We start from the raw sequence: 22283 nt of genomic DNA on the forward strand, positions 1-22283 counted from the left end.
AACAGATACATCTGTCACATTTTAGTTGATGAAAAAAGTTTAAGCCTGATATGAATATGTTATCTTTGTGGGCAACTCATCAGATCGCGCTTGGGCGTGTAAAGATCTCTTATTTTTTGTTTCATCAGAGGCTGTCGTGACATCGATTTCACCAGTAAATGCCAATGCATTATTTGCGGCACAAGAGCGTATTCAGCAAGATTTAAAATTGGCCTTAGATGCTTTTTCTTTGGCTGAACCTTTGAAGTCAGCCGTTTATCACGCTGTAATGTTAGGTGGAAAACGTGTGCGTCCAGCGTTGTGTTATGCAGCAGCATCACTCAATCAACATTCAAATTTTGCTGCGGCACGCCGCGCTGCGGTTGCGGTGGAGTTTATTCATTGTTACTCATTGGTGCATGATGATCTGCCATGTATGGACAATGATTTATTACGCCGTGGGCAGCCGACTTGTCATGTGGCCTTTGGGGAAGACACCGCCTTACTCGCGGGAGATATTTTACAGTCGATGGCATTTGAAGTTTTGACCAGTCGCTTATTTGACCAACAGGCAAGTGTAGATAGTACAGTTGTACTAAAACAAGTCCAAATCTTGGCAACTGCTAGTTCTAAAATGGTGAGTGGTCAAGTCATGGACTTGCAGGCAGAAGGCAAAGCAATCGATCAAGATCAGCTTGAGACCATCCATCGCAATAAAACAGGGGCTTTGATTCAGGCTGCCATTATGATGGGTGCCGTCACCGCATTTTCAGGCACAGATCAAGCCATTCCTCAGTTGCGTCAATTTGGGCAAAACATTGGACTGGCTTTTCAGGTGCATGATGATGTACTGGATATTATTTCCACTACCGAAACATTGGGTAAAACCGCAGGTAAAGATGAACAGGTAGAAAAGTCAACTTATCCTGCACTGATGGGTTTAGAACAAGCACAACAATATGCCCAATCTTTACAGCAACAAGCGCTGGTTGCTTTGGATTATTTTGGTGAATCTGCCAAAGATTTGCTGGAAATTGCGCAGTTTGTATTATCGAGAAAAAACTAATTTTCAGGGTTTTAACGTGCAATTCTTTTCAAAAAAATTGCACGTGTTGAGGTGTTATTGGAGATTATGACGGATTTCGTCCCATCACACCACGAATCGTATTGAGAATATCGGCAGGGAGTACCACGGTTTTGGCATTATTGGATTTCGCCAAATCCTGCATGGCTTTGATATATTGTTCGCCCAACAAATAAGCCACAGGAATTTCCTGTTCACCGACTGCCGAAGTGACCATTTCAATGGCTTTTTGCGAAGCCTCAGCCAAGACCACCTGAGCTTCAGCATCACGACGCGAAGCTTCCAGACGACCATCGGCTTCTAAAATCGCCGCTTGTTTTTCACCATCTGCACGAGTGACGGTTGCACGACGTTGACGTTCTGCTGCGGCTTGCGCTTCCATCGCCGCCTGCATTGTTGTTGACGGTTGAATATCCTGAATTTCAACGGTTTTTAAGGTAATGCCCCAGTCTGAAATATCATCTGAAATGGCAGCTTTAAGCTTAGCTTTAATATGATCACGCGAGGATAATGCATCATCCAGATCCATCTCACCGACGATAGAACGTAGCGAGGTTTGAACCAGATTTTGAATTGCCCATGTATAGTTCTCAATACCATACACCGCTTTTTCAGGCGCGGTTAAATTAATATAAGCCACGGCATTCATGACCAAAACCGCGTTATCGCGAGTAATGACTTCCTGCGAAGGAATATCTAAGACAATGTCTTTGGTCGTGACTTTATAAGCGACTTCATCGACATAGGGAATCACAAAATTTAGTCCAGGACTAAGTGTTGCGTGATATTTTCCTAGACGCTGAACAATCCATTTATAGCCCTGAGGAACAATACGTACCCCTTTAAAGATGGTCACTCCCACAAAAATGAGAAAGGCTAAACCAATAATCGTACCGACTGGCATAAAAAATCCTCTTATGTTTCTTGAGATTTATGTAATTGAACAACCAGATCATTGCCCATAATATCGACTACACGTACACGATCACCCACCTCTACAGGTGAGAGGCTACGGCAGTTCCATTCATCAGCACCCAATACGGGCAAGGCAAAACGCACCACGACCTGATCATGAGTTAAACCAACCTGAATCACCATGCCAATTTGACCAATGGTGGCTTCGCGGGATAATCCGGCTTTGGTTTTATCAATTGAAAGTGGCTTAATAAATTTAAACCATAGAATCGTACAAAGAATAGACAAGATGATCCACATCATAATTTGTATGTTTAAACTCATGATGGGGAAAAGCCACAATAAAACACCCACCATAATGGCGGCAATACCAAACCAAAGGGCGGCAAAGGCAGGTAAAATCAACTCAGAAAGCATGAGAATGATACCTAAAACAAACCAATGCCAGGGTTCTAAAACTAATTCCATAGCGTTGCTCATATTACTTATGTGAAAGATGAAAAAATCATCAGTTATCAATGTAACAGAACTGGGCAAAGATGAATATTAAAATAGCGAAATGAATATAAAAATCAAAAAAATGCTTTCTAGTTGATGGGGGTGTAGGGTATTTAAATCAGAGTCAAATACCCTTGAGAATGGCTTTTTTTCATCGCTTTTTAGACTCTCTTTATTTTTCTCTCTTAGCGGGACATCAAAGGGATTGATAAAAGAAGTCTAAGATGAACAAGCTTTAAAATTTTGGACGTGGTGCAGGTTTGAGTGCGGCAGGAGATTGTTTAAAGGCATTAATGATGCCTTGAATTTGTTTAATTTTGAGCTGTGCCGCTTTTTCACCTTCCAAAATGGCCTGATTGCTCGATTTCAAATCCAGTACGCCTAAATTGCCAACTTTAGGCTGAATGACGACATTGGCCTGATTGAGCTCAGTGCTAATACTTTGCTGACCCATAATATTAATGGTCTGATCCAATAAACCTAGCATATTGCCTGCGCCAGAACCTGTCGGACGGGCAGAAATATCGACAGCAATGACAATATCTGCACCCATATCTTTGGCCGTTTTAACTGGAATTGGACTCACTAAACCACCATCGACATATTTTACATTCCCAATCGTTGCAGGTACAAAGACATTGGGAATACTACACGATGCGCGAACGGCCTGACCTGCATTGCCTTTAATAAAATCGGCTTTTTGACCATTGTCCAGACGAGTAGCAACAGCGGCAAAACGAATCGGGAACTTTTCAATCGGTTTATTTCCGACTTGAGTATTCACATAATCCTGTAATTTTTGACCTAAAATAATGCCCTGACGATTGAGGGTAAGATCGCGCAGATCAGATTCCTGTAACTTCAGCGCAAGACTCTGCATTTGGTAAGGCGTTTGACCACTCGCATAAATACTGCCAACAAAACTTCCAGCACTGGTTCCTGTCACGATTTTAGGCTTGATCCCATGAGATTCTAAAACTTTAATCACCCCAATATGTGCAAATCCTTTCGCACCACCACCGCCAAGTGCCAAGGCAATAACAGGTTCTCGGGCTTTGAGGGGAGTAGTTTGAGTCGGAGTTTTAACGGTTTTATCACAGCCAAATAGTGCAAGGCTCAGGGTGCCAATCAAGGCAAAATGTGCAACTTTCATTTTCAGTTAAAATAGCAAAAAATGGTCAAAAAGATGCGCACATCTCAACAGATTTGAGACCTGAATACTAGCGTTTTTTGACTAGATTTTGTAAAGGTAGCGAGAGCCAGTCTGGATTATGCGGTGAGAATTTTCCTGCAAATCGCTGCATCATCTGATCCAAATCTTGTTCATAGTGACCTGTTGGATTAAACACGCCCAAGCTATGAATAATTTTATGGTCGAAATCAAAAGCAAAAATGACAATTGGGATTTGTGCTTTTAAAGCGATTTGATAAAAACCACTTTTAATTTTTTCTGCTTTTTTTCGAGTGCCTTCAGGCGCCATACCGACCCAAATTTGATCTTGCTGTTGAATAAACTCCACCACTTGTGCAGTTAATCCATTGATGCGATCACGTTTCACAGGAATCAAACCAGCCCATTTTAAAAAAGGCTTAAAGGGCGGTTTAAAGAGGCTATCTTTACCCAATACAGTAATCTTAATGCCTAGTCCACCAATCGCCAAGAAACCATACCATGCATCAATATTCGAGGTATGTGGCGCAATAATCGCAACAGCCTTACTTAAATTTGGAAATTCACCTTCAATGCTCCAGCCTTGCGCTAAAAAAAGGGTTTTAAATAATGCCCGGCTCAAAGGTGTACCCCGATGCGGGACTTGATCAGGTAATTCTGGAAAATGTGGCATATATTTATCACTATAAAAATCCTTTTTTATGATCATAGGCTTTTGAAATTGAACTGACATTGGCAAAATGTAGACTTTACTGCTCAACTTTTTTGCAAAGGGAAAAGGATGCTCAATCCTGTGCGCTTATATGTCTTATTATTTTCATTGTATTGGGCACAAGGATTGCCTGTTGGTTTCATGACCCATGCCTTGCCTGTGATTTTAAGATCGCAGGGAGTCTCTTTGGCACATATTGGTGGGTTTGGTTTACTGATGTTGCCGTGGTCAATCAAGATTCTTTGGGCACCCTTAGTCGATCGCTTTGGTAGCGCTAAATTAGGACATTATCGAAGCTGGATTTTACCAACTCAGATTTTTAGTGTGCTTATTTTAGTAACGTTATCTTTTTATCCGATTGAATCACTCAGCCAAACAGATTCCCTATTTTTATTTTTTGTATTGCTGCTTTGCCTTAATCTAACTGGTGCGACACAGGATATTGCCACTGATGCATTGGCAGTGAATCTACTGAAAACAGATCAGCAACATTGGGGCAATACCTTTCAGGTGATTGGTTCACGTCTTGGGTTTATTGTGGGTGGAGGCGTTTTGCTTTGGGCTCTGGATTGGTTTAGTTGGCAAATGACTTTTCTCGGTCTGGCTTTGCTGGTACTCGTCAATACCATTCCTGTCTGGTCTTATAACAATGAACAAACCCGAATAAATCATGCATCGCAACCAACCCCAACGCAATTTTCATTGAAAGACTATTTTAAGCATTTTACGCAGTCGCCTGAGTTACGTTGCTGGTTGTGGGTACTGATCAGTTTTAAAATTGCGGATGGTTTGAGTGGTCCTTTATTAAAACCCCTTATGGTCGATATAGGACTGAACTTTACTCAGATTGGTGTCTATATCACCATGTTCGGTGCATTGGCGGCATTATGTGGAGCAGTTATCGCAGGTTATTTACTTAAGCGATATACACGACCAACCTTGCTGGTGGCGTTTTCTTATTGCAAAATTTTAACGCTCTTCGCATATGCAGGTTTAGCCTTCGCTTTTGAGCGGAATGTCCAGATTCCTAATCTTATTGTGTATTTGATTAATGCACTGGAAGATGCGGTATCAGCGATGCTTTTGGTGGTTATGCTGACTTTGGTGATGCAATATAGTCGAAAAGCGTTTGCAGGAACAGATTTCACTTTTCAGGTTGCCATTATGGCAACAGTAAGCGGTGGTTTATATATCTTAAGTGGAATTATGGGGGATTGGTTGGGTTATGCCCTGTATTTGGCACTGATTGTATTGATTGCGATCGTTTGCTTGGTTCCCATCTATCGCTGGAGAAAAATGCTCTAACTAGCTTATAAGTGTTAAATAAAATCAATTCATTCAATATCCACTAACTCAAAAATGACTCAGCGATATGTCACCATAAAATCCACTTTAAAACTGATGGATGAGCCTTTACAGATAAATTCACTATAACAGATGGTAGTTGCACCTTTTGCAAAGCTTATAGAATGCACCTTTACTCAAGTGATTTCATTCTGAAAAGTGGCTGAACAAAGATGAACAGCAGCTAGAGAAACTAGGCTGTCGCTTAAATTCCAATAAATCAATAGGCTAATTAAAGTTGAGTATTACGCTTGCCTTTCTTTATTTAAGAGAGTTTTAAGCTTAAATTCTTAGATTAGTGCATGTAATCTGAATATGATGTTGATGCCCAATTCCATTTTTTAAGCTTATATGAGACTTTAGTAGATTTGACAAATCAAGATGATTTATTCAAATCATTCAATTAGGTCAAAATAAAATTTCATCAAGCCGAAAATGATTGACGTTATTTATTCAATATAAAATTGTGTGCAGGATTTATATTGGTCTAGTCATTTTAAACATAACCTGTTTAAATACAGATGAAAATAAACATTTTAATGTTCAGATACGCAGTCATTGTACTTCAGATATTTCACATCTTATGAAGATCTGAGCCTGATGACATACTGATATAAATCCTGATAATAAACTGATTAGCTGTGAGCCAATACCATGCCTAAAATCCTGATTATTGAAGATGACTTCATGATTGCAGAGTCTACGCTCACTTTGCTTAAGTATCATCAATTTGATGTGGAATGGGTAAATAACGGAATTGATGGTTTATCGCAACTTTCAAAACAAAGTTTTGATCTGGTATTGCTTGATCTCGGTTTGCCGATGATGGATGGCATGCAAGTGCTTAAACAGATTCGTCAAAAAACGGCTGTTCCTGTACTTATTATTTCAGCGCGTGATCAACTGGAAAATCGTGTTGATGGTTTAAATCAAGGGGCAGATGATTATTTGATTAAGCCTTATGAGTTTGATGAGCTCTTGGCTCGTATTCATGCTTTATTACGTCGAAGTGGAAAAGAAGCCCAGGCTACAAGTCAGGATCAAATTCTTAAAAGTGGTGATGTGACTTTAAATATCGAAAAGCATGTTGCAACAGTCAGAGGTCAGGAAGTTGAACTTTCCAATCGTGAATGGGCAATTTTAATTCCACTGATGACGCATCCAAACAAGATTTTCTCCAAAGCAAATCTCGAAGATAAACTGTATGACTTTGATAGCGAAGTCACCAGTAATACCATTGAAGTCTATGTACATCATTTACGTTCTAAACTGGGTAAAGATTTCATCCGTACCATTCGTGGTTTAGGCTATCGTCTGGGTCACAGTTAAGGAATTTTATCCATTATGGCCCTGCATTACTCTTTAAAGCGACGCTTAATCTGGTACACGTCTATTTTTAGTATATTGCTCGGCTGTGTTCTGATATTTTCAGCTTATAAAATTGCATTGCAGGAAAGTAATCAAATTCTTGATGCACAAATGCAATATTTGGCCAAACGTGCTGCGACTCAACCTTATGGAGCAGTCGTCAGTCATTTTGAAAAAGATCGTGTGTATCGTGAAGAAGATTTATTTGTTGATATTTGGGCTTATAAAGATCAAAGTCATTTAAGTCATGCAGACCGTTTATTGGTTCCTCCGGTGAAGTATGCTGGATTTTATACCCAGCAAACCGACCATGGCATCTGGCGTACTTATGTGATGCCGACCAAAGATTTTCAAATCCAGATCAGTCAGCAAGAAAAAGTCAGACAAGTGATGGCGTTGGAACTTGCGGGTAGTATGTTCCTCCCTTATGTCATTATTTTGCCTTTTGCCTTAATTGGTTTGGCAGGTATTATTCGACGTAGTTTAAAACCCTTGGATGACTTCAAATCCGAATTGATACAGCGTGATTCTAATGATCTAGCGCCTATTCATGAAAAAGATTATCCAGAAGAGCTTTCTCCAACCATTCATGAAATGAATCGGTTGTTTGAACGAATTTCGACGGCTCAACAAGAGCAGAAACAATTTGTCGCTGATGCCGCTCACGAGTTACGGACACCCATTACTGCTTTAAATTTGCAAACCAAGATTCTACTCAGTCAGTTTCCTGATCATGCTGCCTTTCAAAATCTGAGCAAAGGGCTCGCGCGAATTCAGCATTTGGTCAGTCAACTGTTGGCTCTGGCTAAACAAGATGCCTCAATGAGTAGTCTTGAGCGATTCAGTACTTTTCAGCTTAATAATGTTGCCTTAAATTGCGTTGAGCAATTGATGAATTTAGCAATGGAAAAGGAAATCGATCTGGGTTTTGAACGCAATGAAGATATCGAAATGGTGAGTATTGAGCCCACAGTACATTCCATTATTTTTAACCTGATTGATAATGCGATTAAGTACACTCCTGTAGCAGGAGTGATTAATATTTCCGTCTATGAAGATGAGAATAGCTGTGCCTGTGTGCAAATTGAAGACAGTGGTGCGGGGATTGATCCTCAATATTATGATCAGGTGTTAAAACGTTTTTATCGAGTACATCATCATCTGGAAGTGGGCAGTGGTTTGGGGTTATCCATTGTGGATAAAGCAACACAGCGCTTAGGTGGTCAACTGATTCTTTCCCAAAGTACAGAATTGGGTGGACTCAGTGTTTTAGTCTGCTTACCCAAGATCTTAAAAAGTTAAGATATTTAAGAGCTAGCCTATTAAAAGTCCAAATATTAAAAAGATTTTAAAAATGCCAAGAGACTAAAGCATTGATCAGAGCCAAAGCAATTGGATCAACTGTGTTTTAAATCATCGGTAATGGGTCTTGGCGTTCTAGTTTCTTTAAAAACAACATACTTTTTTGGATACGTTTGCCGTCGTTGCCTAATTTTTCAGGTTTAAAACTCAAGATCCACTGCAATTTATGACCAACATTGCAAATGTCACGATAGACCTTTTTATTGTTATTTAAAGCATGATAAAAAATAGCACTTGCTTGATCAAGTTCCGTGAGTTCAAGTCGATATGACGATGAAAAAATAAAGCATAACCAATCACGTACCTGACATTGATTTAAACTTAAAAGTTCTCCCGGATCTGTCTCAAAATCTATAAAGGTAAACTGATGATCCTCATCGACTAAAATATTACGGACAAATGCTTCACTCAAATAGCTGCCTTTTGCATGTATAGATTGAATTGCCAAAATTGCATCGGTATAGAGTTGAATGCGTTGTTCAGAGCTGATAGCTCTGGCTAAGGCATGATCTAGTTGTACGACTTCGTGCTCACTGGAGCCTGCATCTTCAATTAAAATACCTTCATGTGAAACAGCCAAAACCTGTGGCGTTTTGATACCTAACTTTTTCAGAGCAGTAAGGCGTTGATATTCACATTGAATGGCTTCTTTGCCACCACGATTAGGAACTGGAATCAGTGCATCTAGTTGAAGCAAGCGAGCAAACCATCTCAAAGGAGTGTATAACCAAAGTGCATGACGCTCAGATGCTTTCTTTAACCAAACTTTACGATCGTTGAACTCATAAGACTGTATCGATTCATTTTGTTGATCAATAGACGCGTTCAAGAAGTCTGCAAAATTCCCCATCAATATAATCCTATCATCATCTATTTTTTATTCTAGGCGGATTGATACGTGCTGTCACGATGGGATTTGTTGTGTAAATTTAAATGATTATGTATAAAAAACGGCTCAATGGAGCCGCTAAGGTAATATAAAAGGTAATCAAAAAATTGATCTAAAACATGCCTTCTTCTGAGTTCGCAGAAATTTTATGAATAGAAAGATCTGCGCCCTGAAATTCCTCTTCCTGTGATAATCGAATGCCCATCGTCATTTTCAAAACACCATAGATAATGAAACCACCCAGTAAAGCAATACTGACAGCCAAAGCACTTCCAATTAACTGTGATATAAAAGAAACATGACCTAATCCACCTAGCCATTGTTGTCCAAATATTCCTACAGCAAGACCACCAAAAACCCCACAAACGCCATGCAAAGGCCAAACACCTAGAACGTCATCAATTTTCAGTTTGTTTTGGGTATAAGTAAATAACTTAACGAAAATCACACCCGCAATTAACCCAATCAGCAATGCCCCAAAAGGGTGCATGACATCTGAGCCTGCACAAATTGCAACAAGTCCAGCCAAAGGCCCATTATGTAAAAAACCTGGATCATTCTTTCCGACTAAGTTTGCGCTCAATGTACCGCCAACCATTGCCATCAATGAGTTGATTGCCACCAAGCCAGAAATTGCATCGACGCGCTGGGCGCTCATGACATTAAAGCCGAACCAGCCAACAATCAAAATCCATGAACCTAAGGCCAGAAAAGGAATTGAAGAGGGTGGATGCGCGCTGACACGACCATCATTTTTATAACGACCATGACGCGCACCCAATAAAATTACGGCGGCAAGTGCAATCCAGCCACCCATGGCATGTACCACAACTGAACCTGCAAAGTCATGAAATGGCGCACCAAAATGTGTTTGTAACCAATTCTGTAAACCAAGATTTCCATTCCATGCAATACCTTCAAAAAATGGATAAACCAGAGCAACCAATAAAAAGGTGGCAATCGCTTGTGGTCGCATCTTGGCTCGTTCGGCTATACCACCTGAAATAATGGCAGGAATGGCTGCGGCAAACGTCAGTAAGAAGAAACAACGCATCAGGTTATAACCATGTTCTGCTGAAAGCGTTGTGCCCATGTGAAAAAAATGCAGCCCATAGGAGATGTAATAACCGATAAAAAAATAGGCAATTGCTGAAATAGAAAAATCGGTTAAAATTTTACTGAGGGCGTTGACCTGATTTTTATGGCGAACTGTACCTAGCTCTAAAAATGCAAAACCAGCATGCATGGCTAAGACGAGTACTGCTCCAAGCAATAAGAAAAAGAGATCTACATTTTGCATAGTTTGCTCAAAATAGGTGCTATAAACCAGTTTTAATACATAACTTTTAAAGTTAATGCACCAAAATGGTTTAGTAAATCTAAAAAATAGGAACCAAAGTCATTATGCTTTGATAATTTGAAACTTTAAGCAAAAAACGCACCAGTTTGGATGTGATTCATCATTTTTTCAATAATTGTGGTGCATATTGGGCAAATATGGTGCTTGTAGTGATGAGTAAACGAAGTCTCTGTGGTTTGGGTTATCGCATCTTGAAATCCAGATTGTAATGAACTTCTTTGCTTTACCGACTACATCGACAGTTTATATTTTAACTAAAGTTTTAAAAGCAGATAGCCAACTAATGGCTGCGGTGATTAGTTTACAGACTTTGTGTGCTGCAATGACGTTGTGTTTGGTGATTTGTTTGGGGATGATATTGATAAGTATCTGTAATCAAATTTATTTAACGCTTTTACTTTGAAAAGACATAGTTTAAATATCCTGTTATTTCAGTTTTAAATATGCATGTAATTTAATTTGAAAAGCAGATAGAATTTTGATGCGTTCAAAGACTTAGTCTTTGTTAATGCTTATATTAATCTTTATGTGAAATTAAAATATGAAAAAATTTTTAATGGTGATTTTACCAGTAGTCTTGGGTATGGTTGGTTGTGCATCTAATCCACCTAATATTGATAAAAAATCACAAAATATTATTGCCTTCACCAATATGCACCCTAAACAATATAAATTGAATGACGTAAATATTCGGTTAGAGAGCAGTGTGCAAAAGGAAGGTTTTCTCACAAAAGACAACATTCAGCAAACATACGTAGATGAGCTAAATAAGCAACTAGAACGTCAGCATAAGAATATAACTAATGTATCGACAGGGTTTGCACTAGTAGATATAGGCTTAATTCATAAACGAGTATTTATGGGAGAAGGGTTAAAGTTTATAGGTGGAGATAAACTTGTTGGTGGCTATGCGGATACTGTTTTTACTTACAATGTGAAAGTTACTTATAACGGAGAAGTCGTTCAAACGTTTCAACGTAAACAACAAATAGCATCTAAAGGTGGAATGATAGGAAATTTTAAAAAATAGCTCGTGATTTATCTAGTACTGGTACTCCACAGAATGAAATCGAGGATATCGAAAAAGCTGTAATGACGATTGTTAATGATTTACAACCATAAAATATGAAGATTATGCATGTTTTAATATTTTTAAGTGGACTTAGCCCAAATTAATTGAGAGCTAATGTAGAAAAGATAACGAACTTATGGATTGGTTATATGTAAATTGATACTTCATAAATTTATCTAGATGATATTTTAATTTGAGCTTGTTTATTGAATGACATAAAAATACCCATCTTAAATAAAATTAGGATGGGTATTTTTTATGTTGAGAATAAGTATTTTAAAGCGCAGCAATCTGCTCCATACTTGCTTTAATCTTACTTAACTGATCCGCACATTCAGCCAACTTGGCTTTTTCACCTTCAACTACAGCAGCAGGAGCTTTTGCCACAAAACCTTCATTGCCCAGTTTATTGGCAATCTGGTCATGTTGCTTTTGAACTTTATCCAAATCCTTCTGCAAACGACCCAGTTCAGCTTTCGGATCAATCAAACCTTTCATTGGAACAAAGACAGACGCATGACCAATTACACTCGAAGAAGAAAGCGGTGGTTCCTGATCTTTGGTCAAAAATTCAATGCTTTCAACTTTTGCCAACGCTTTAAAGAGCGGCTCAATACGCTCAATCTGAGTACGTTCGGCATCTGAGATGTTTTGAAGCAACACTGGCAACAAACGCGCATTACCCAAGCCCATTTCACCACGGATATTACGTACGGCACCAATCAAGCCTTGAAGCCATTGCATATCAGCTTCGGCTTGATCATTGATTTTTGCAGCTTCAGGTACAGGGTATTGCGCCGTCATAATGGTGTCGCCACCTTTACCAATCATCGGCGCAAGCGTTTGCCAGATTTCTTCGGTCAGGTATGGCATGAGTGGATGCGCCAAACGTAAAGATGCTTCCATCACCGCAAGTAGTACGCGACGAACTTCTGCTTTACGCTCGGAAGATACTTCTGCATCATTCAGGACGGGTTTGGTCAGTTCAACATACCAGTCGCAATATTCATTCCAAATAAAGTCATAAATGGTTTGTGCAGCAAGGTCCAAACGATAAGTTGCAAATGCTTGATGAACGGCTTGTTCTGCTTTTTGCAGACGGCTGATGATCCATTGTTCTGGAAGTTCCCAAAGCTCTGGGCGAGCTTCCTGAGCCACGGTTTGACCTTCTACATTCATCAAGACAAAACGAGTGGCATTCCAGATTTTATTACAGAAATTACGATAGCCTTCGACACGTTTTAAATCAAACTTAATGTCACGGCCAGTATTGGCAAGTGCACAGAAAGTAAAACGTACCGCATCTGTACCGTAAGCATTAATCCCTTCGGGAAACTCTTTACGCGTTGATTTTTCAATCTTTTCAGCTTGTTTTGGATTCATTAAACCAAAAGTACGTTTCGCCACCAGACTTTCCAAGTCAATCCCGTCAATCAAATCTAAAGGATCAAGTACATTCCCTTTAGATTTTGACATTTTTTGACCTTCGCCATCACGAACCAAACCATGTACGTACACAGTTTTGAACGGTACTTGTGCAGTACCATCTTCATTCTTCATAAAGTGCATAGTCAGCATGATCATGCGTGCCACCCAGAAGAAGATAATGTCAAAACCAGTCACCAACACATCAGTTGGGTGGAAAGTGTTTAAGAAATAGTTTTCTTTATCTTTGGCAGCATCACCAGTCCAGCCTAAGGTGGAGAATGTCCAAAGACCCGATGAGAACCAAGTATCCAAAACATCTTCGTCCTGCTGTAAAGTCACATTGTCAGCAATATTATGTTTGGCACGGACTTCTTCTTCGTTACGACCGACATAGATGTTGCCATCAACGTCGTACCATGCAGGAATACGATGACCCCACCACAATTGACGTGAAATACACCAGTCCTGAATGTTGTTCATCCATGCCATATACATATTGGTATATTGCTCTGGAACAAACTTGATGCGTCCATCTTGAACCGCTTCAATCGCAGGTTTGGCAAGCGGTGCAATTTTCACATACCATTGATCAGTTAATAATGGCTCAACAATGACACCTGAACGGTCGCCACGAGGTGCTTTTAAGTCATACGGTTGAATTTGATCCAACCAGCCTTCTGCTTCTGCCTGTGCAACCAATTTTTTACGTGCAGCAAAACGCTCCAGACCGATATAGTCTGTCGGTGCCGCAATCGTCGCTGAAATCTGTTCGCCTGCTTTTGCAATAAATTCAAAATCAGCCAGAATTTCGGCATTTTTATTAAAAATATTGATAATTGGCAAGTCATGACGTTTGCCTAGGTCATAGTCATTAAAGTCATGCGCAGGGGTAATTTTGACGCAGCCTGTACCAAAGTCTTTTTCGACATACTCATCCGCAACAATCGGCACTAAACGGCCAGTAATCGGCAATACGATATTTTTGCCAATCAGATGTTGATAACGTTCATCTTCAGGATGTACCGCAACTGCACTATCACCTAATAAGGTTTCAGGACGTGTGGTTGCAACGACGAGATAGTTATTGCCATCTTGGGTTTTAAGAGATTTATCTTCAAAGAAATATTTGAAATGCCACAAAGAGCCTTTTTCTTCAACTGATTCAACTTCAAGGTCAGATAGGGCAGTTTGGAGTTTTGGATCCCAGTTGACCAAGCGTTTGCCACGATAGATCAGACCTTGTTCATGCAGTTGAACAAAGACTTCTTTAACGGCATTAGATAAACCTTCGTCCATGGTAAAACGTTCACGCGACCAGTCAACCGAAGAACCCAAACGACGAATTTGTTTGGTAATGGTGCCGCCAGATTGTTCTTTCCATTCCCAGACTTTGTCGATGAATTGCTCACGCCCCAAGTCATGACGACTGACATTCTGCGCGGCCAATTGACGCTCAACCACCATTTGCGTAGCGATACCTGCATGATCCGTTCCCGGTTGCCATAAGGTATTTTTTCCCATCATACGGTTATAACGGGTCAAAGCGTCCATAATGGTATTATTAAAACCATGTCCCATATGCAAGCTACCCGTGACATTCGGCGGTGGAATCATGATACAGAATGATTCACCATGACCAGATGGCTTAAAGTAACCTTGTTGTTCCCAAGTTTGATACCATTTTTTTTCAATCTCAGTCGGATCGTAAGTGGTCGCAATGTTTTGAGCAGATGGAGCGTTTGCGTCAGACATAATTTAAAAGTCAAAAGTGTATAAAAAATTGCATCTATTGTAGCAAAAAAACAATGAAAATGGCGTGTTACGATCAGATTGGATTGGGCTAAAAAATTGTTATCTATTTTGGTGCAAAAGTAATCTGTAGAGTCAGTAAAAAAGTTTATGTTTTAATCGAAACTTGTTAAATTTACATCAGATCAATGTTTCACTGGTCTATAAAAACAAACTACAGAAGATGTTAGGAATTTAGGGATGATGCAATGGGATATGCAGTTTTTTTAAAAATTAATGAAGCAACACATGGTCGTTTTGAAAATATTCGTACCCAATTAAATTTGGGCGCTGAACAAAGTCAGTCTAAGGCATTGGGGAATGTCTTATCTGAAATTGCCTGTGAAATTATTGAGCAGGTCTTTGCCGATTTGTTATATCAACAAAAGCAAAAGAATAGTGTAGATGCGCAAAAGCATGTCGCAGAATCAGAAAAAGTAGTTCAACAGGTTTTAGAGACTATGCGTAAATATATGCCGTGGTCTGTTTCTTTTTTTAGCAATGAACGATTAACACCGCTAGTCAACTATTTTTCAGATTTATTAAGTGAGCATAATCGACAAATTTATGTTCGTTATGAGTTAGATCCATCCTTGGTTCAAGAAGCTTTTGCACATATTGAAAAAGTGCGCGAAGGGCAGATGAGTTATGTGCCTAAGGCATTTCAGGTACTGACTCAGATTGTGGACGAGGGGGTTACCAGTCTTATTCGTAAGCCTAAGAAACTGCTCAAATTTAATTTGGTTGTCGATAAAACCCTTAATGGTGTGATTAAGATGACCACGCATCTAGGATACAAACGTCTTGAAAAATTAGGTGAAAAAATTGATTCAAGCACAGCAAATGAATATATTGAACACTTTCTGATTTTTATGCAAAAAGAAACATAGTTTCATTATTTATAAGGAAATAAACATGGCGAAGTTAACAACACTTGAAAATAAAGTCGTCTGGATTACTGGGGCATCATCGGGTTTAGGCAAAGCTTTAGCACGTGAATGTGCATTACAGGGAGCGCAGGTTATCTTAACCGCGCGCCGATACGATGAACTGGAAAATGTCAGAATCAGTTTATTTAAACCTGAACGACATCTTTCAATTGCTGCGGATATTACCGACGAAGTTCAAATTCGCCATGCCTATGTACAAGTTCTGGAAGAAAAAGGAAAAATTGACTGGCTCATTAACAATGCAGGATTGAGTCAACGCGCGCTCATTCAGGACACCACTATGCAAACTGAACGTGCGATTATGGAAGTGGATTATTTTTCACAAGTTTATCTGACTAAAACCGTACTTCCGACATTTATTCAGCAAAAATCAGGTCGAATTGCCTTTGTGTCTAGTGTGGCGGGTTTGTTAGGCACTCAATATCGCGCTAGTTATTCGGCAGCTAAAGCAGCGATTCATATGTGGGCGAATAGCTTACGTGCTGAAATTGCGCAGTTTGGCGTAGGAGTTTCGGTGATCTTTCCAGGCTTTGTTAAAACCAATGTGTCTTTTAATGCGCTTAATGGCGAAGGAAAGCCACAAGCTCATCAGGATGAAGCAATTGAGAATGGACTGGAAGCCGATGAATTTGCGCAGGAAGTGGTGAAGGCACTTATGCAGGAACAGGAATATATTGTAGTCGGGGGGACTAAAGAAAAACTAGGTGTTTTAATCTCTCGCTTAGCCCCTTCTTTACTTTATAAAATGATTCGTAAAATGAAAGTGAAATAATAGCTTTATTTGGTTTTATCAAGAAGTTGCTCTCAACTTCTTGATTGTTCTGCTGTAGCTTTAGCAAAAATAGCTGTTCCATAAGCAAATACTTCGACCATACCGCCTTGCATACCGAGTTCCGTGGTACTTAAACGTAGTCCCATGATTTTATCTGCGCCGTGACGAATAGCTTCTTGTTTAAGTCGGACAATGGCTTCTCTTCGTGCACGATCGACTACGGTTTCATAACTGGTGAGTCGCCCCCCTAAAAAATTCTGGATATTGGCAATGATGTATTTAAAATAATCATGAGAAATCACAACATTACTTGAAATAAATTGACCTGATAATTCACTATAGACAAAGCGATTACTATCAATGCGAATATGAGCAAGTTGCTGCTCTTTGTGCTCAAGTTCACGCCAGTGTTTTCGTTCAAAATACCGACCAAAACCCCATCCAATAGCACAAAGAATCAAAAAAAGAACAACCTGAAAAATAAGATTTTCCATAAGTATGCCTTAAGAACTAAAAGGGTCGGGGAGTTTGGGTGCATGAGGTTGCACAATCACGGCGGTACCATACACAAAAAGTTCGGATGCACCTTGTGCAATGTTAGATGTCGAGAAACGTATTCCTACAATTGCATTTGCACCTAATTGCTCAGCTTTAGCAATCATACGTTGCATAGCCTCCTGACGGGATTCCTCCAGAAGCTCGGTATATGCGGTGAGTTCACCGCCTACGATATTTTTTAAACCTGCAAGTAAATCGCGTCCCGCATGTTTACTACGAACAGTGCTTCCGTACACGACATCAAGTTGTTGTCTGATGAGATAACCTGGCATACTTTCTAAATTACTTAATAACATATACTTATTTTTTTAAAAATGGTGTTATGAAGATATAAAAAAAGTCATATAGATGCAATAAAAAAGCCCACCGAAGTGAGCTTATTCAAACTATTGAGAATTACTGTTTTTTCAAGTCAGCACTTGATGGCTGATGAACAACAGTATCTGTGGTATTGGCTTTAACACCACCCCCCAGAGTCTTGTATAGCTCAATTTGATTATTCAAATTGGCTTGTTCAAGTAACAATAAGCCTTGTTCTGCTGAGTAAGATGAGCGCTGTGCATCCAATACCGTTAAGTAGTTATCAATACCAGCGCGGAAGCGGGCATTAGATAAGTTATAAGTTGTATTGGTTGCTTCCACCAGACGACGTTGCGCTGAGATACGATCTCCGATATTGGCACGTGTGGCTAATGCATCATTAACTTCACGGAATGCTGACTGAATTGATTTCTCATAATCAGACAATGCAATTTTCTGATCAGTTTCAGAAATTTTAATGTTCGCGCGACGAGTGCCCCAATCAAAGATTGGCAGGTTAATACTTGGTCCAATTGACCACATACCTGAGCCAGATTTAAACAAATCGCTTAATTCAGCAGACGCATAACCTGCCGAACCTGTAAGACTAATCGTTGGAAACAACGCAGCTTTTGCTGCACCAATATTGGCACCAGCAGCACTCAATTGATATTCCGCAGATTTTACATCAGGACGATTATTCAACAGGTCACTTGGTAAGCCCGTCGCAAATAAATTTTGACGTGTTACAGATTTAACAGGTTGATTTGGTAGTAAGTTCTGTGGAACAGGTTGCCCGACCAGTAAATTTAACAAGTTTTGTGCTTGCGCGATTTGGGTTTTATAGTTCGCTACATCATTGCGTGCAGTTTCAACAGAAATCTGCGCCTGACGTAAAGGAACTTCACTATCGATCCCGACATCAAAGCGTTTTTTGTTCAAATTATATGAATCAAGTTGAGCTTTTAAGGTCTGATCAGCCAGTTTCAAATTCGCACTAGCAAAAGAATAACTTAACCAAGCTTGAGCCACCTGACTGACCAAACTAATTTGTGTCGCATCACGCGCACTTTGCGTCGCGAGATAATTATCGAGGGCAGCATCTTTTAGACTACGAACACGTCCCCAAAAATCCAACTCATAAGAGGTCACTCCTAATCCGACCTGAAAGGTGGAATAAGGATTATTTGGATCACGAGTCGGTGTGACTTGACGAACAGCACTACCACTTGCACCAATGGTTGGCAGTTGGTTGTTTTCGCTAATTTGATACGCTTGCTGAGCACGTTGAATATTTAAAGTCGCCGTACGGAGGTCACGGTTATTGGCTAGTGCTAACTCGATGACTTGGACTAAACGCTGATCAGCAAAAAAGTCTTTATAGCCTTGTTCTGCAACAGATGGACCTGTCGTTGAACCAATATATCCTGTTGGGATATCCGCTTGAGCGATGGGTTCTGGACCACGCATGCTTTGACATGCAGTCAAAGCAAGCGCAAGTGCAGATACCGCAATGCTACGACCTGAAATAGACCATACTTTTTGCATCACGATGTTTGCTCCTGATTATTTTGTTTCTTAGGTTTGTATTTGAAAATACTACGAATCCAAACAAAGAATACTGGAATGAAGAAAATACCCAACAGTGTAGAACTAATTACACCACCAAGGACACCAAAGCCTACCGAGTGTTGGCTACCTGCACCAGCACCTGTTGAAAGGGCAAGCGGAAGTACACCAAAACCGAATGCAAGGGTGGTCATGATAATTGGGCGTAAACGCATTTTTGCAGCATGAAGGGTTGCATCAAACAAGTCTTCACCTTGTTCTTGCAACTCTTTTGCAAACTCTACGATCAAGATCGCATTCTTCGCGGATAGACCAATTACGGCAACAATTGCAACCTGGAAGTAAATGTTAAAGGATAAGTTTGGATCGCCCTTAATGATCATACCTAACCATGTCAAGGCAAATGCACCGACGATACCTAAAGGTACAACCAGCAATACCGAAACAGGTACAGACCAGCTTTCATAGAGTGCAGCAAGACACAGGAATACGATTAATAATGAAAGAACAAGAAGAGGTGCTGTTTGATTGCCCGAATCACGTTCTTCTAAAGATAAACCTGTCCATTCATAGTCGAAACCGGTTAAGCCCATAGAAGGTAACTTACCAATAATTTCTTCCATCGCGAGCATTGCATCACCTGAACTTACGCCCGGTGCTGGAGTACCTTGGATGTTTACAGAAGATACACCGTTATAACGCTCTAGACGTGGTGAACCATAAGTCCATTCGCCTGTTGCAAATGCTGAGAAAGGAACCATCGTGCCACTGCTATTACGCACATACCACTTGTTCAAGTCTTCAGGCATCATACGTGTATTTGCTTCACCTTGGACATATACCTTTTTCACACGACCACGGTCAACGAAGTCATTGATATAAGTACCACCCCAAGCCATGCTCATGGTTGTATTGATATCCGCAATACTCACACCCATTGCGCCTGCTTGTGCTTGGTCAATACTAATTTGATACTGAGGCGTATCTTCTTGACCATTAGGACGGACGCCTGCAAGACGTTTGTCTTGTGCAGCCATACCTAAAATCGCATTACGTGCAGCAATCAGTTTTTCATGACCTTGACCACTCGCATCTTTTAATTGGATGTCAAAACCAGCAGATACACCTAATTCAGGCATTGCAGGTAACTGTAATGGCATGATGTAAGATGCGTCTTTCACAATCATATTCAATGCCATACCACGTTGGATGATGGCACCAATTTGTGATTCTGGTGTCGTACGCTCACTCCAGTCTTTTAATTTAATAAAGGCAAGACCCGCGTTTTGACCCACCCCTGTGAATGAGAAACCAGCAACTGTAAAGATTGACTCTACATTTTCTTTTTCCTTATTCAAGAAATAGCCTGTCATGGTATCGATGACTTTGTCGGTTCGTTCCAAGCTCGCGCTCGGTGGTAACTGAACCAGTGTCATCACCACACCTTGGTCTTCTTCTGGTAAGAATGAAGATGGCAAAACTTTATAAATGCCAACCAAAGCGGCAATCACAACAATATAAAGTACCCCAGAGAATAACTTGTGGTGGGTCATACGATTGACACCGCCTTGGTATTTCTCCGAAAGTCTTTCAAAGCTACGGTTAAACCAACGGAAGAAACGCGCGAAAATATTGTTGCTTTCCTGCTTGTTTGGATCGTGCTGTTTTAACAAGGTTGCACATAGGGCAGGGGTAAAGGTAAGTGCTACGATCAATGACAAGATCATCGCAGTAACCAGCGTGATCGAGAATTGACGATAAATTACCCCAGTGGTTCCACTAAAGAACGCCATCGGTACGAATACCGCTGTTAACACACTGGTAATACCGACTAAGGCGCCTGAAATCTGACTCATCGACTTTTCGGTCGCAGGGACAGGTTCCAGATGTTCTTCCTGCATTACCCGTTCAACGTTTTCCACCACAACAATCGCATCATCGACCAGAAGACCAATCGCTAAGACCATCGCAAACATAGTGAGCGTGTTGATTGAGAAACCGAAGATGTTAATGACAGCAAATGTGCCCAATACAACCACTGGAACAGCCAATGTTGGGATAATCGTGGCACGCCAGTTCTGTAAGAATAAGAACATGACAATGAACACCAACACGACAGCTTCAATCAACGTGTGTACAACACTTTCAATCGACAGCTTAATAAACGGTGTAGTGTCATAAGCCAGTTGATCTTTTAAACCATTTGGGTAGTTTTTACGAAGTTCACTGAGGCGCTTTTCTACAGCCGCTGCTGTATCTAGTGCATTTGCACCAGTTGCCAGTTTAATCGCAACACCGCCAGCAGCCTTACCATTAAATTTAGAGTCGAACTGATAGTTATCTGACCCGAGTTCAACACGCGCAACATCACTCAAACGGACTTGAGCACCAGAAGATGTATTTTTTAGAAATATATTCTTAAATTGTTCAGGTGTTTGCAACATACTTTGCGCATTGACAGTCGCATTCAGCACTTGACCCTCGGTCGATGGTGCACCACCTAACTGACCTACCGCAACTTGAGAGTTTTGTGCACGAATGGCTGTTGCAACATCATTTGGTGTAAGTTTAAAGCTCGTGAGCTTGGCTGGATCTAGCCAGATGCGCATTGCATACGAACCACCAAATACCTGAATTTCACCTACACCTGCGACACGACTAAGTGGCTCAGAGATATTTGAGTTTACATAGTCCTTAATGTCAGAAGCAGAAAGGCTATTATCTGGTGAGTAAAAGGCAATCACTTGCAAAAAGCTTGCGCCTGACTTTGTCACCTTTACACCCTGACGTTGTACGTCAGCTGGTAAAAGTGCTGTTGCAGATTGCAATTTGTTTTGAACCTGAACTTGGGCGATATCTGGATCGACACCTTGTGCAAAGTTCAAGTTAATGGATGCTTGTCCATTGCCCGCACTATTCGATGAAATATAACGTAAGCCATCCAAACCGTTCATTTGTTGTTCAATGATTTGAGTGACAGTATTTTCAACAGTTTGAGCAGAAGCCCCAGGATAAGTTGCAGAAATCGTTACCGTGGGGGGAGCAATCGTCGGATATTGTGCAACAGGCATTTTGGTGAGGGTAATAATACCCGCCAGCATAATTACCAGTGCGATCACCCATGCGAAGATGGGGCGATGAATAAAAAATTGAGCCATTCAGTC

General features: G+C 40.4%; 18 protein-coding genes and 1 pseudogene. 8 read left to right on the plus strand and 11 right to left on the minus strand.

Annotated features, from left to right (window positions below; all coding sequences use genetic code 11):
- The first annotated feature begins 136 nt into the window (after positions 1–136).
- Positions 137–1045 (plus strand): polyprenyl synthetase family protein, encoded by a 909-nt coding sequence (locus J500_RS11330; RefSeq protein ID WP_004996431.1) that lies wholly within the window; start codon positions 137–139, stop codon positions 1043–1045.
- A gap of 64 nt (positions 1046–1109) precedes the next feature.
- On the opposite strand, the gene J500_RS11335 is transcribed toward J500_RS11330, so the two are convergent.
- The 4 genes from J500_RS11335 to J500_RS11350 form a co-directional block, all read right to left on the minus strand.
- Complete coding sequence (locus J500_RS11335) at positions 1110–1967, minus strand: SPFH domain-containing protein (RefSeq protein WP_034699665.1); 858 nt, start codon at positions 1965–1967, stop codon at positions 1110–1112.
- Positions 1968–1978: 11 nt separating this feature from the next.
- Positions 1979–2446 carry an NfeD family protein gene (locus J500_RS11340; RefSeq protein ID WP_034699668.1) on the minus strand — a complete coding sequence of 156 codons (468 nt, stop codon included), beginning with the start codon at positions 2444–2446 and terminating at the stop codon, positions 1979–1981.
- Positions 2447–2711: 265 nt separating this feature from the next.
- Positions 2712–3629, minus strand: coding sequence for a patatin-like phospholipase family protein (locus J500_RS11345; RefSeq protein WP_034699672.1), 918 nt, complete (start codon positions 3627–3629; stop codon positions 2712–2714).
- A 67-nt stretch (positions 3630–3696) separates the two neighbouring features.
- Positions 3697–4320 carry a 1-acyl-sn-glycerol-3-phosphate acyltransferase gene (locus J500_RS11350; protein ID WP_034699740.1) on the minus strand — a complete coding sequence of 208 codons (624 nt, stop codon included), beginning with the start codon at positions 4318–4320 and terminating at the stop codon, positions 3697–3699.
- 108 nt (positions 4321–4428) lie between these two features.
- Here J500_RS11350 and J500_RS11355 point away from each other — a divergent pair, with 108 nt between their 5' ends.
- From J500_RS11355 to J500_RS11365, 3 genes are all read left to right on the plus strand, one after another.
- The gene (locus J500_RS11355; RefSeq protein WP_034699675.1) at positions 4429–5664 is read left to right on the plus strand and encodes an MFS transporter; all 1236 of its coding nucleotides are present in this window, start codon (positions 4429–4431) and stop codon (positions 5662–5664) included.
- A gap of 693 nt (positions 5665–6357) precedes the next feature.
- Positions 6358–7032 (plus strand): DNA-binding response regulator PmrA, encoded by a 675-nt coding sequence (locus tag J500_RS11360; protein ID WP_034699679.1) that lies wholly within the window; start codon positions 6358–6360, stop codon positions 7030–7032.
- 21 nt (positions 7033–7053) lie between these two features.
- A complete protein-coding gene (locus J500_RS11365; protein WP_026039880.1) occupies positions 7054–8373 on the plus strand; it encodes an ATP-binding protein in 1320 nt (439 codons plus the stop codon).
- A 106-nt stretch (positions 8374–8479) separates the two neighbouring features.
- Here the strand turns inward: J500_RS11365 and J500_RS11370 are convergent, their stop codons facing one another.
- Both J500_RS11370 and J500_RS11375 read right to left on the minus strand, forming a co-directional pair.
- On the minus strand, positions 8480–9283 hold the full coding sequence (locus J500_RS11370; protein ID WP_034699683.1) for a serine/threonine protein kinase: 804 nt from the start codon (positions 9281–9283) through the stop codon (positions 8480–8482).
- Positions 9284–9434: 151 nt separating this feature from the next.
- A complete protein-coding gene (locus J500_RS11375; RefSeq protein WP_034699686.1) occupies positions 9435–10622 on the minus strand; it encodes an ammonium transporter in 1188 nt (395 codons plus the stop codon).
- Positions 10623–10854: 232 nt separating this feature from the next.
- On the opposite strand from J500_RS11375, the pseudogene J500_RS17625 reads away from it, so the two are divergent.
- Positions 10855–11085 (plus strand): annotated as a pseudogene (locus J500_RS17625) (hypothetical protein); the annotation flags it as partial.
- Between the two features lie 138 nt (positions 11086–11223).
- On the plus strand, positions 11224–11712 hold the full coding sequence (locus tag J500_RS11385) for a hypothetical protein (RefSeq protein WP_228130680.1): 489 nt from the start codon (positions 11224–11226) through the stop codon (positions 11710–11712).
- A gap of 318 nt (positions 11713–12030) precedes the next feature.
- Here the strand turns inward: J500_RS11385 and J500_RS11390 are convergent, their stop codons facing one another.
- Complete coding sequence (locus tag J500_RS11390; protein ID WP_034699691.1) at positions 12031–14934, minus strand: valine--tRNA ligase; 2904 nt, start codon at positions 14932–14934, stop codon at positions 12031–12033.
- A gap of 245 nt (positions 14935–15179) precedes the next feature.
- Between J500_RS11390 and J500_RS11395 the strand changes: the two genes are divergently transcribed.
- Entirely contained in the window at positions 15180–15860 is a 681-nt protein-coding gene (locus J500_RS11395) for a hypothetical protein (RefSeq protein ID WP_004990399.1), read from the plus strand.
- Between the two features lie 25 nt (positions 15861–15885).
- Positions 15886–16692, plus strand: a complete 807-nt coding sequence (locus J500_RS11400; RefSeq protein WP_004996462.1) for an SDR family NAD(P)-dependent oxidoreductase — start codon at positions 15886–15888, stop codon at positions 16690–16692.
- Between the two features lie 32 nt (positions 16693–16724).
- Here the strand turns inward: J500_RS11400 and J500_RS11405 are convergent, their stop codons facing one another.
- From J500_RS11405 to adeJ, 4 genes are all read right to left on the minus strand, one after another.
- Positions 16725–17186 carry a YbjQ family protein gene (locus tag J500_RS11405; RefSeq protein WP_004996463.1) on the minus strand — a complete coding sequence of 154 codons (462 nt, stop codon included), beginning with the start codon at positions 17184–17186 and terminating at the stop codon, positions 16725–16727.
- 9 nt (positions 17187–17195) lie between these two features.
- Positions 17196–17546 carry a YbjQ family protein gene (locus J500_RS11410; RefSeq protein ID WP_004996465.1) on the minus strand — a complete coding sequence of 117 codons (351 nt, stop codon included), beginning with the start codon at positions 17544–17546 and terminating at the stop codon, positions 17196–17198.
- Between the two features lie 100 nt (positions 17547–17646).
- On the minus strand, positions 17647–19098 hold the full coding sequence (gene adeK / locus J500_RS11415) for a multidrug efflux RND transporter AdeIJK outer membrane channel subunit AdeK (RefSeq protein ID WP_004996466.1): 1452 nt from the start codon (positions 19096–19098) through the stop codon (positions 17647–17649).
- Positions 19098–22277, minus strand: coding sequence for a multidrug efflux RND transporter permease subunit AdeJ (gene adeJ / locus J500_RS11420; RefSeq protein ID WP_034699694.1), 3180 nt, complete (start codon positions 22275–22277; stop codon positions 19098–19100). The genes adeK and adeJ overlap by 1 nt, the downstream gene beginning before the upstream one ends.
- Positions 22278–22283: the final 6 nt, after the last annotated feature.

This window comes from Acinetobacter sp. 479375, from assembly GCF_000581715.1.
In the GTDB taxonomy this organism is placed as follows: Bacteria; Pseudomonadota; Gammaproteobacteria; order Pseudomonadales; family Moraxellaceae; genus Acinetobacter; species Acinetobacter ursingii.

Excerpts from the sequence above, each read along its gene's own strand:
- J500_RS11335 (WP_034699665.1), bottom strand. The coding sequence starts at position 1,967 with ATGCCAGTCGGTACGATTATTGGTTTAGCCTTTCTCATTTTTGTGGGA.
- J500_RS11340 (WP_034699668.1), bottom strand. The coding sequence starts at position 2,446 with ATGGAATTAGTTTTAGAACCCTGGCATTGGTTTGTTTTAGGTATCATT.
- J500_RS11345 (WP_034699672.1), bottom strand. The coding sequence starts at position 3,629 with ATGAAAGTTGCACATTTTGCCTTGATTGGCACCCTGAGCCTTGCACTA.
- J500_RS11350 (WP_034699740.1), bottom strand. The coding sequence starts at position 4,320 with ATGCCACATTTTCCAGAATTACCTGATCAAGTCCCGCATCGGGGTACA.
- J500_RS11355 (WP_034699675.1), top strand. The coding sequence starts at position 4,429 with ATGCTCAATCCTGTGCGCTTATATGTCTTATTATTTTCATTGTATTGG.
- J500_RS11360 (WP_034699679.1), top strand. The coding sequence starts at position 6,358 with ATGCCTAAAATCCTGATTATTGAAGATGACTTCATGATTGCAGAGTCT.
- J500_RS11370 (WP_034699683.1), bottom strand. The coding sequence starts at position 9,283 with ATGGGGAATTTTGCAGACTTCTTGAACGCGTCTATTGATCAACAAAAT.
- J500_RS11375 (WP_034699686.1), bottom strand. The coding sequence starts at position 10,622 with ATGCAAAATGTAGATCTCTTTTTCTTATTGCTTGGAGCAGTACTCGTC.
- J500_RS11385 (WP_228130680.1), top strand. The coding sequence starts at position 11,224 with ATGAAAAAATTTTTAATGGTGATTTTACCAGTAGTCTTGGGTATGGTT.
- J500_RS11390 (WP_034699691.1), bottom strand. The coding sequence starts at position 14,934 with ATGTCTGACGCAAACGCTCCATCTGCTCAAAACATTGCGACCACTTAC.
- J500_RS11395 (WP_004990399.1), top strand. The coding sequence starts at position 15,180 with ATGGGATATGCAGTTTTTTTAAAAATTAATGAAGCAACACATGGTCGT.
- J500_RS11400 (WP_004996462.1), top strand. The coding sequence starts at position 15,886 with ATGGCGAAGTTAACAACACTTGAAAATAAAGTCGTCTGGATTACTGGG.
- J500_RS11405 (WP_004996463.1), bottom strand. The coding sequence starts at position 17,186 with ATGGAAAATCTTATTTTTCAGGTTGTTCTTTTTTTGATTCTTTGTGCT.
- J500_RS11410 (WP_004996465.1), bottom strand. The coding sequence starts at position 17,546 with ATGTTATTAAGTAATTTAGAAAGTATGCCAGGTTATCTCATCAGACAA.
- adeK (WP_004996466.1), bottom strand. The coding sequence starts at position 19,098 with ATGCAAAAAGTATGGTCTATTTCAGGTCGTAGCATTGCGGTATCTGCA.
- adeJ (WP_034699694.1), bottom strand. The coding sequence starts at position 22,277 with ATGGCTCAATTTTTTATTCATCGCCCCATCTTCGCATGGGTGATCGCA.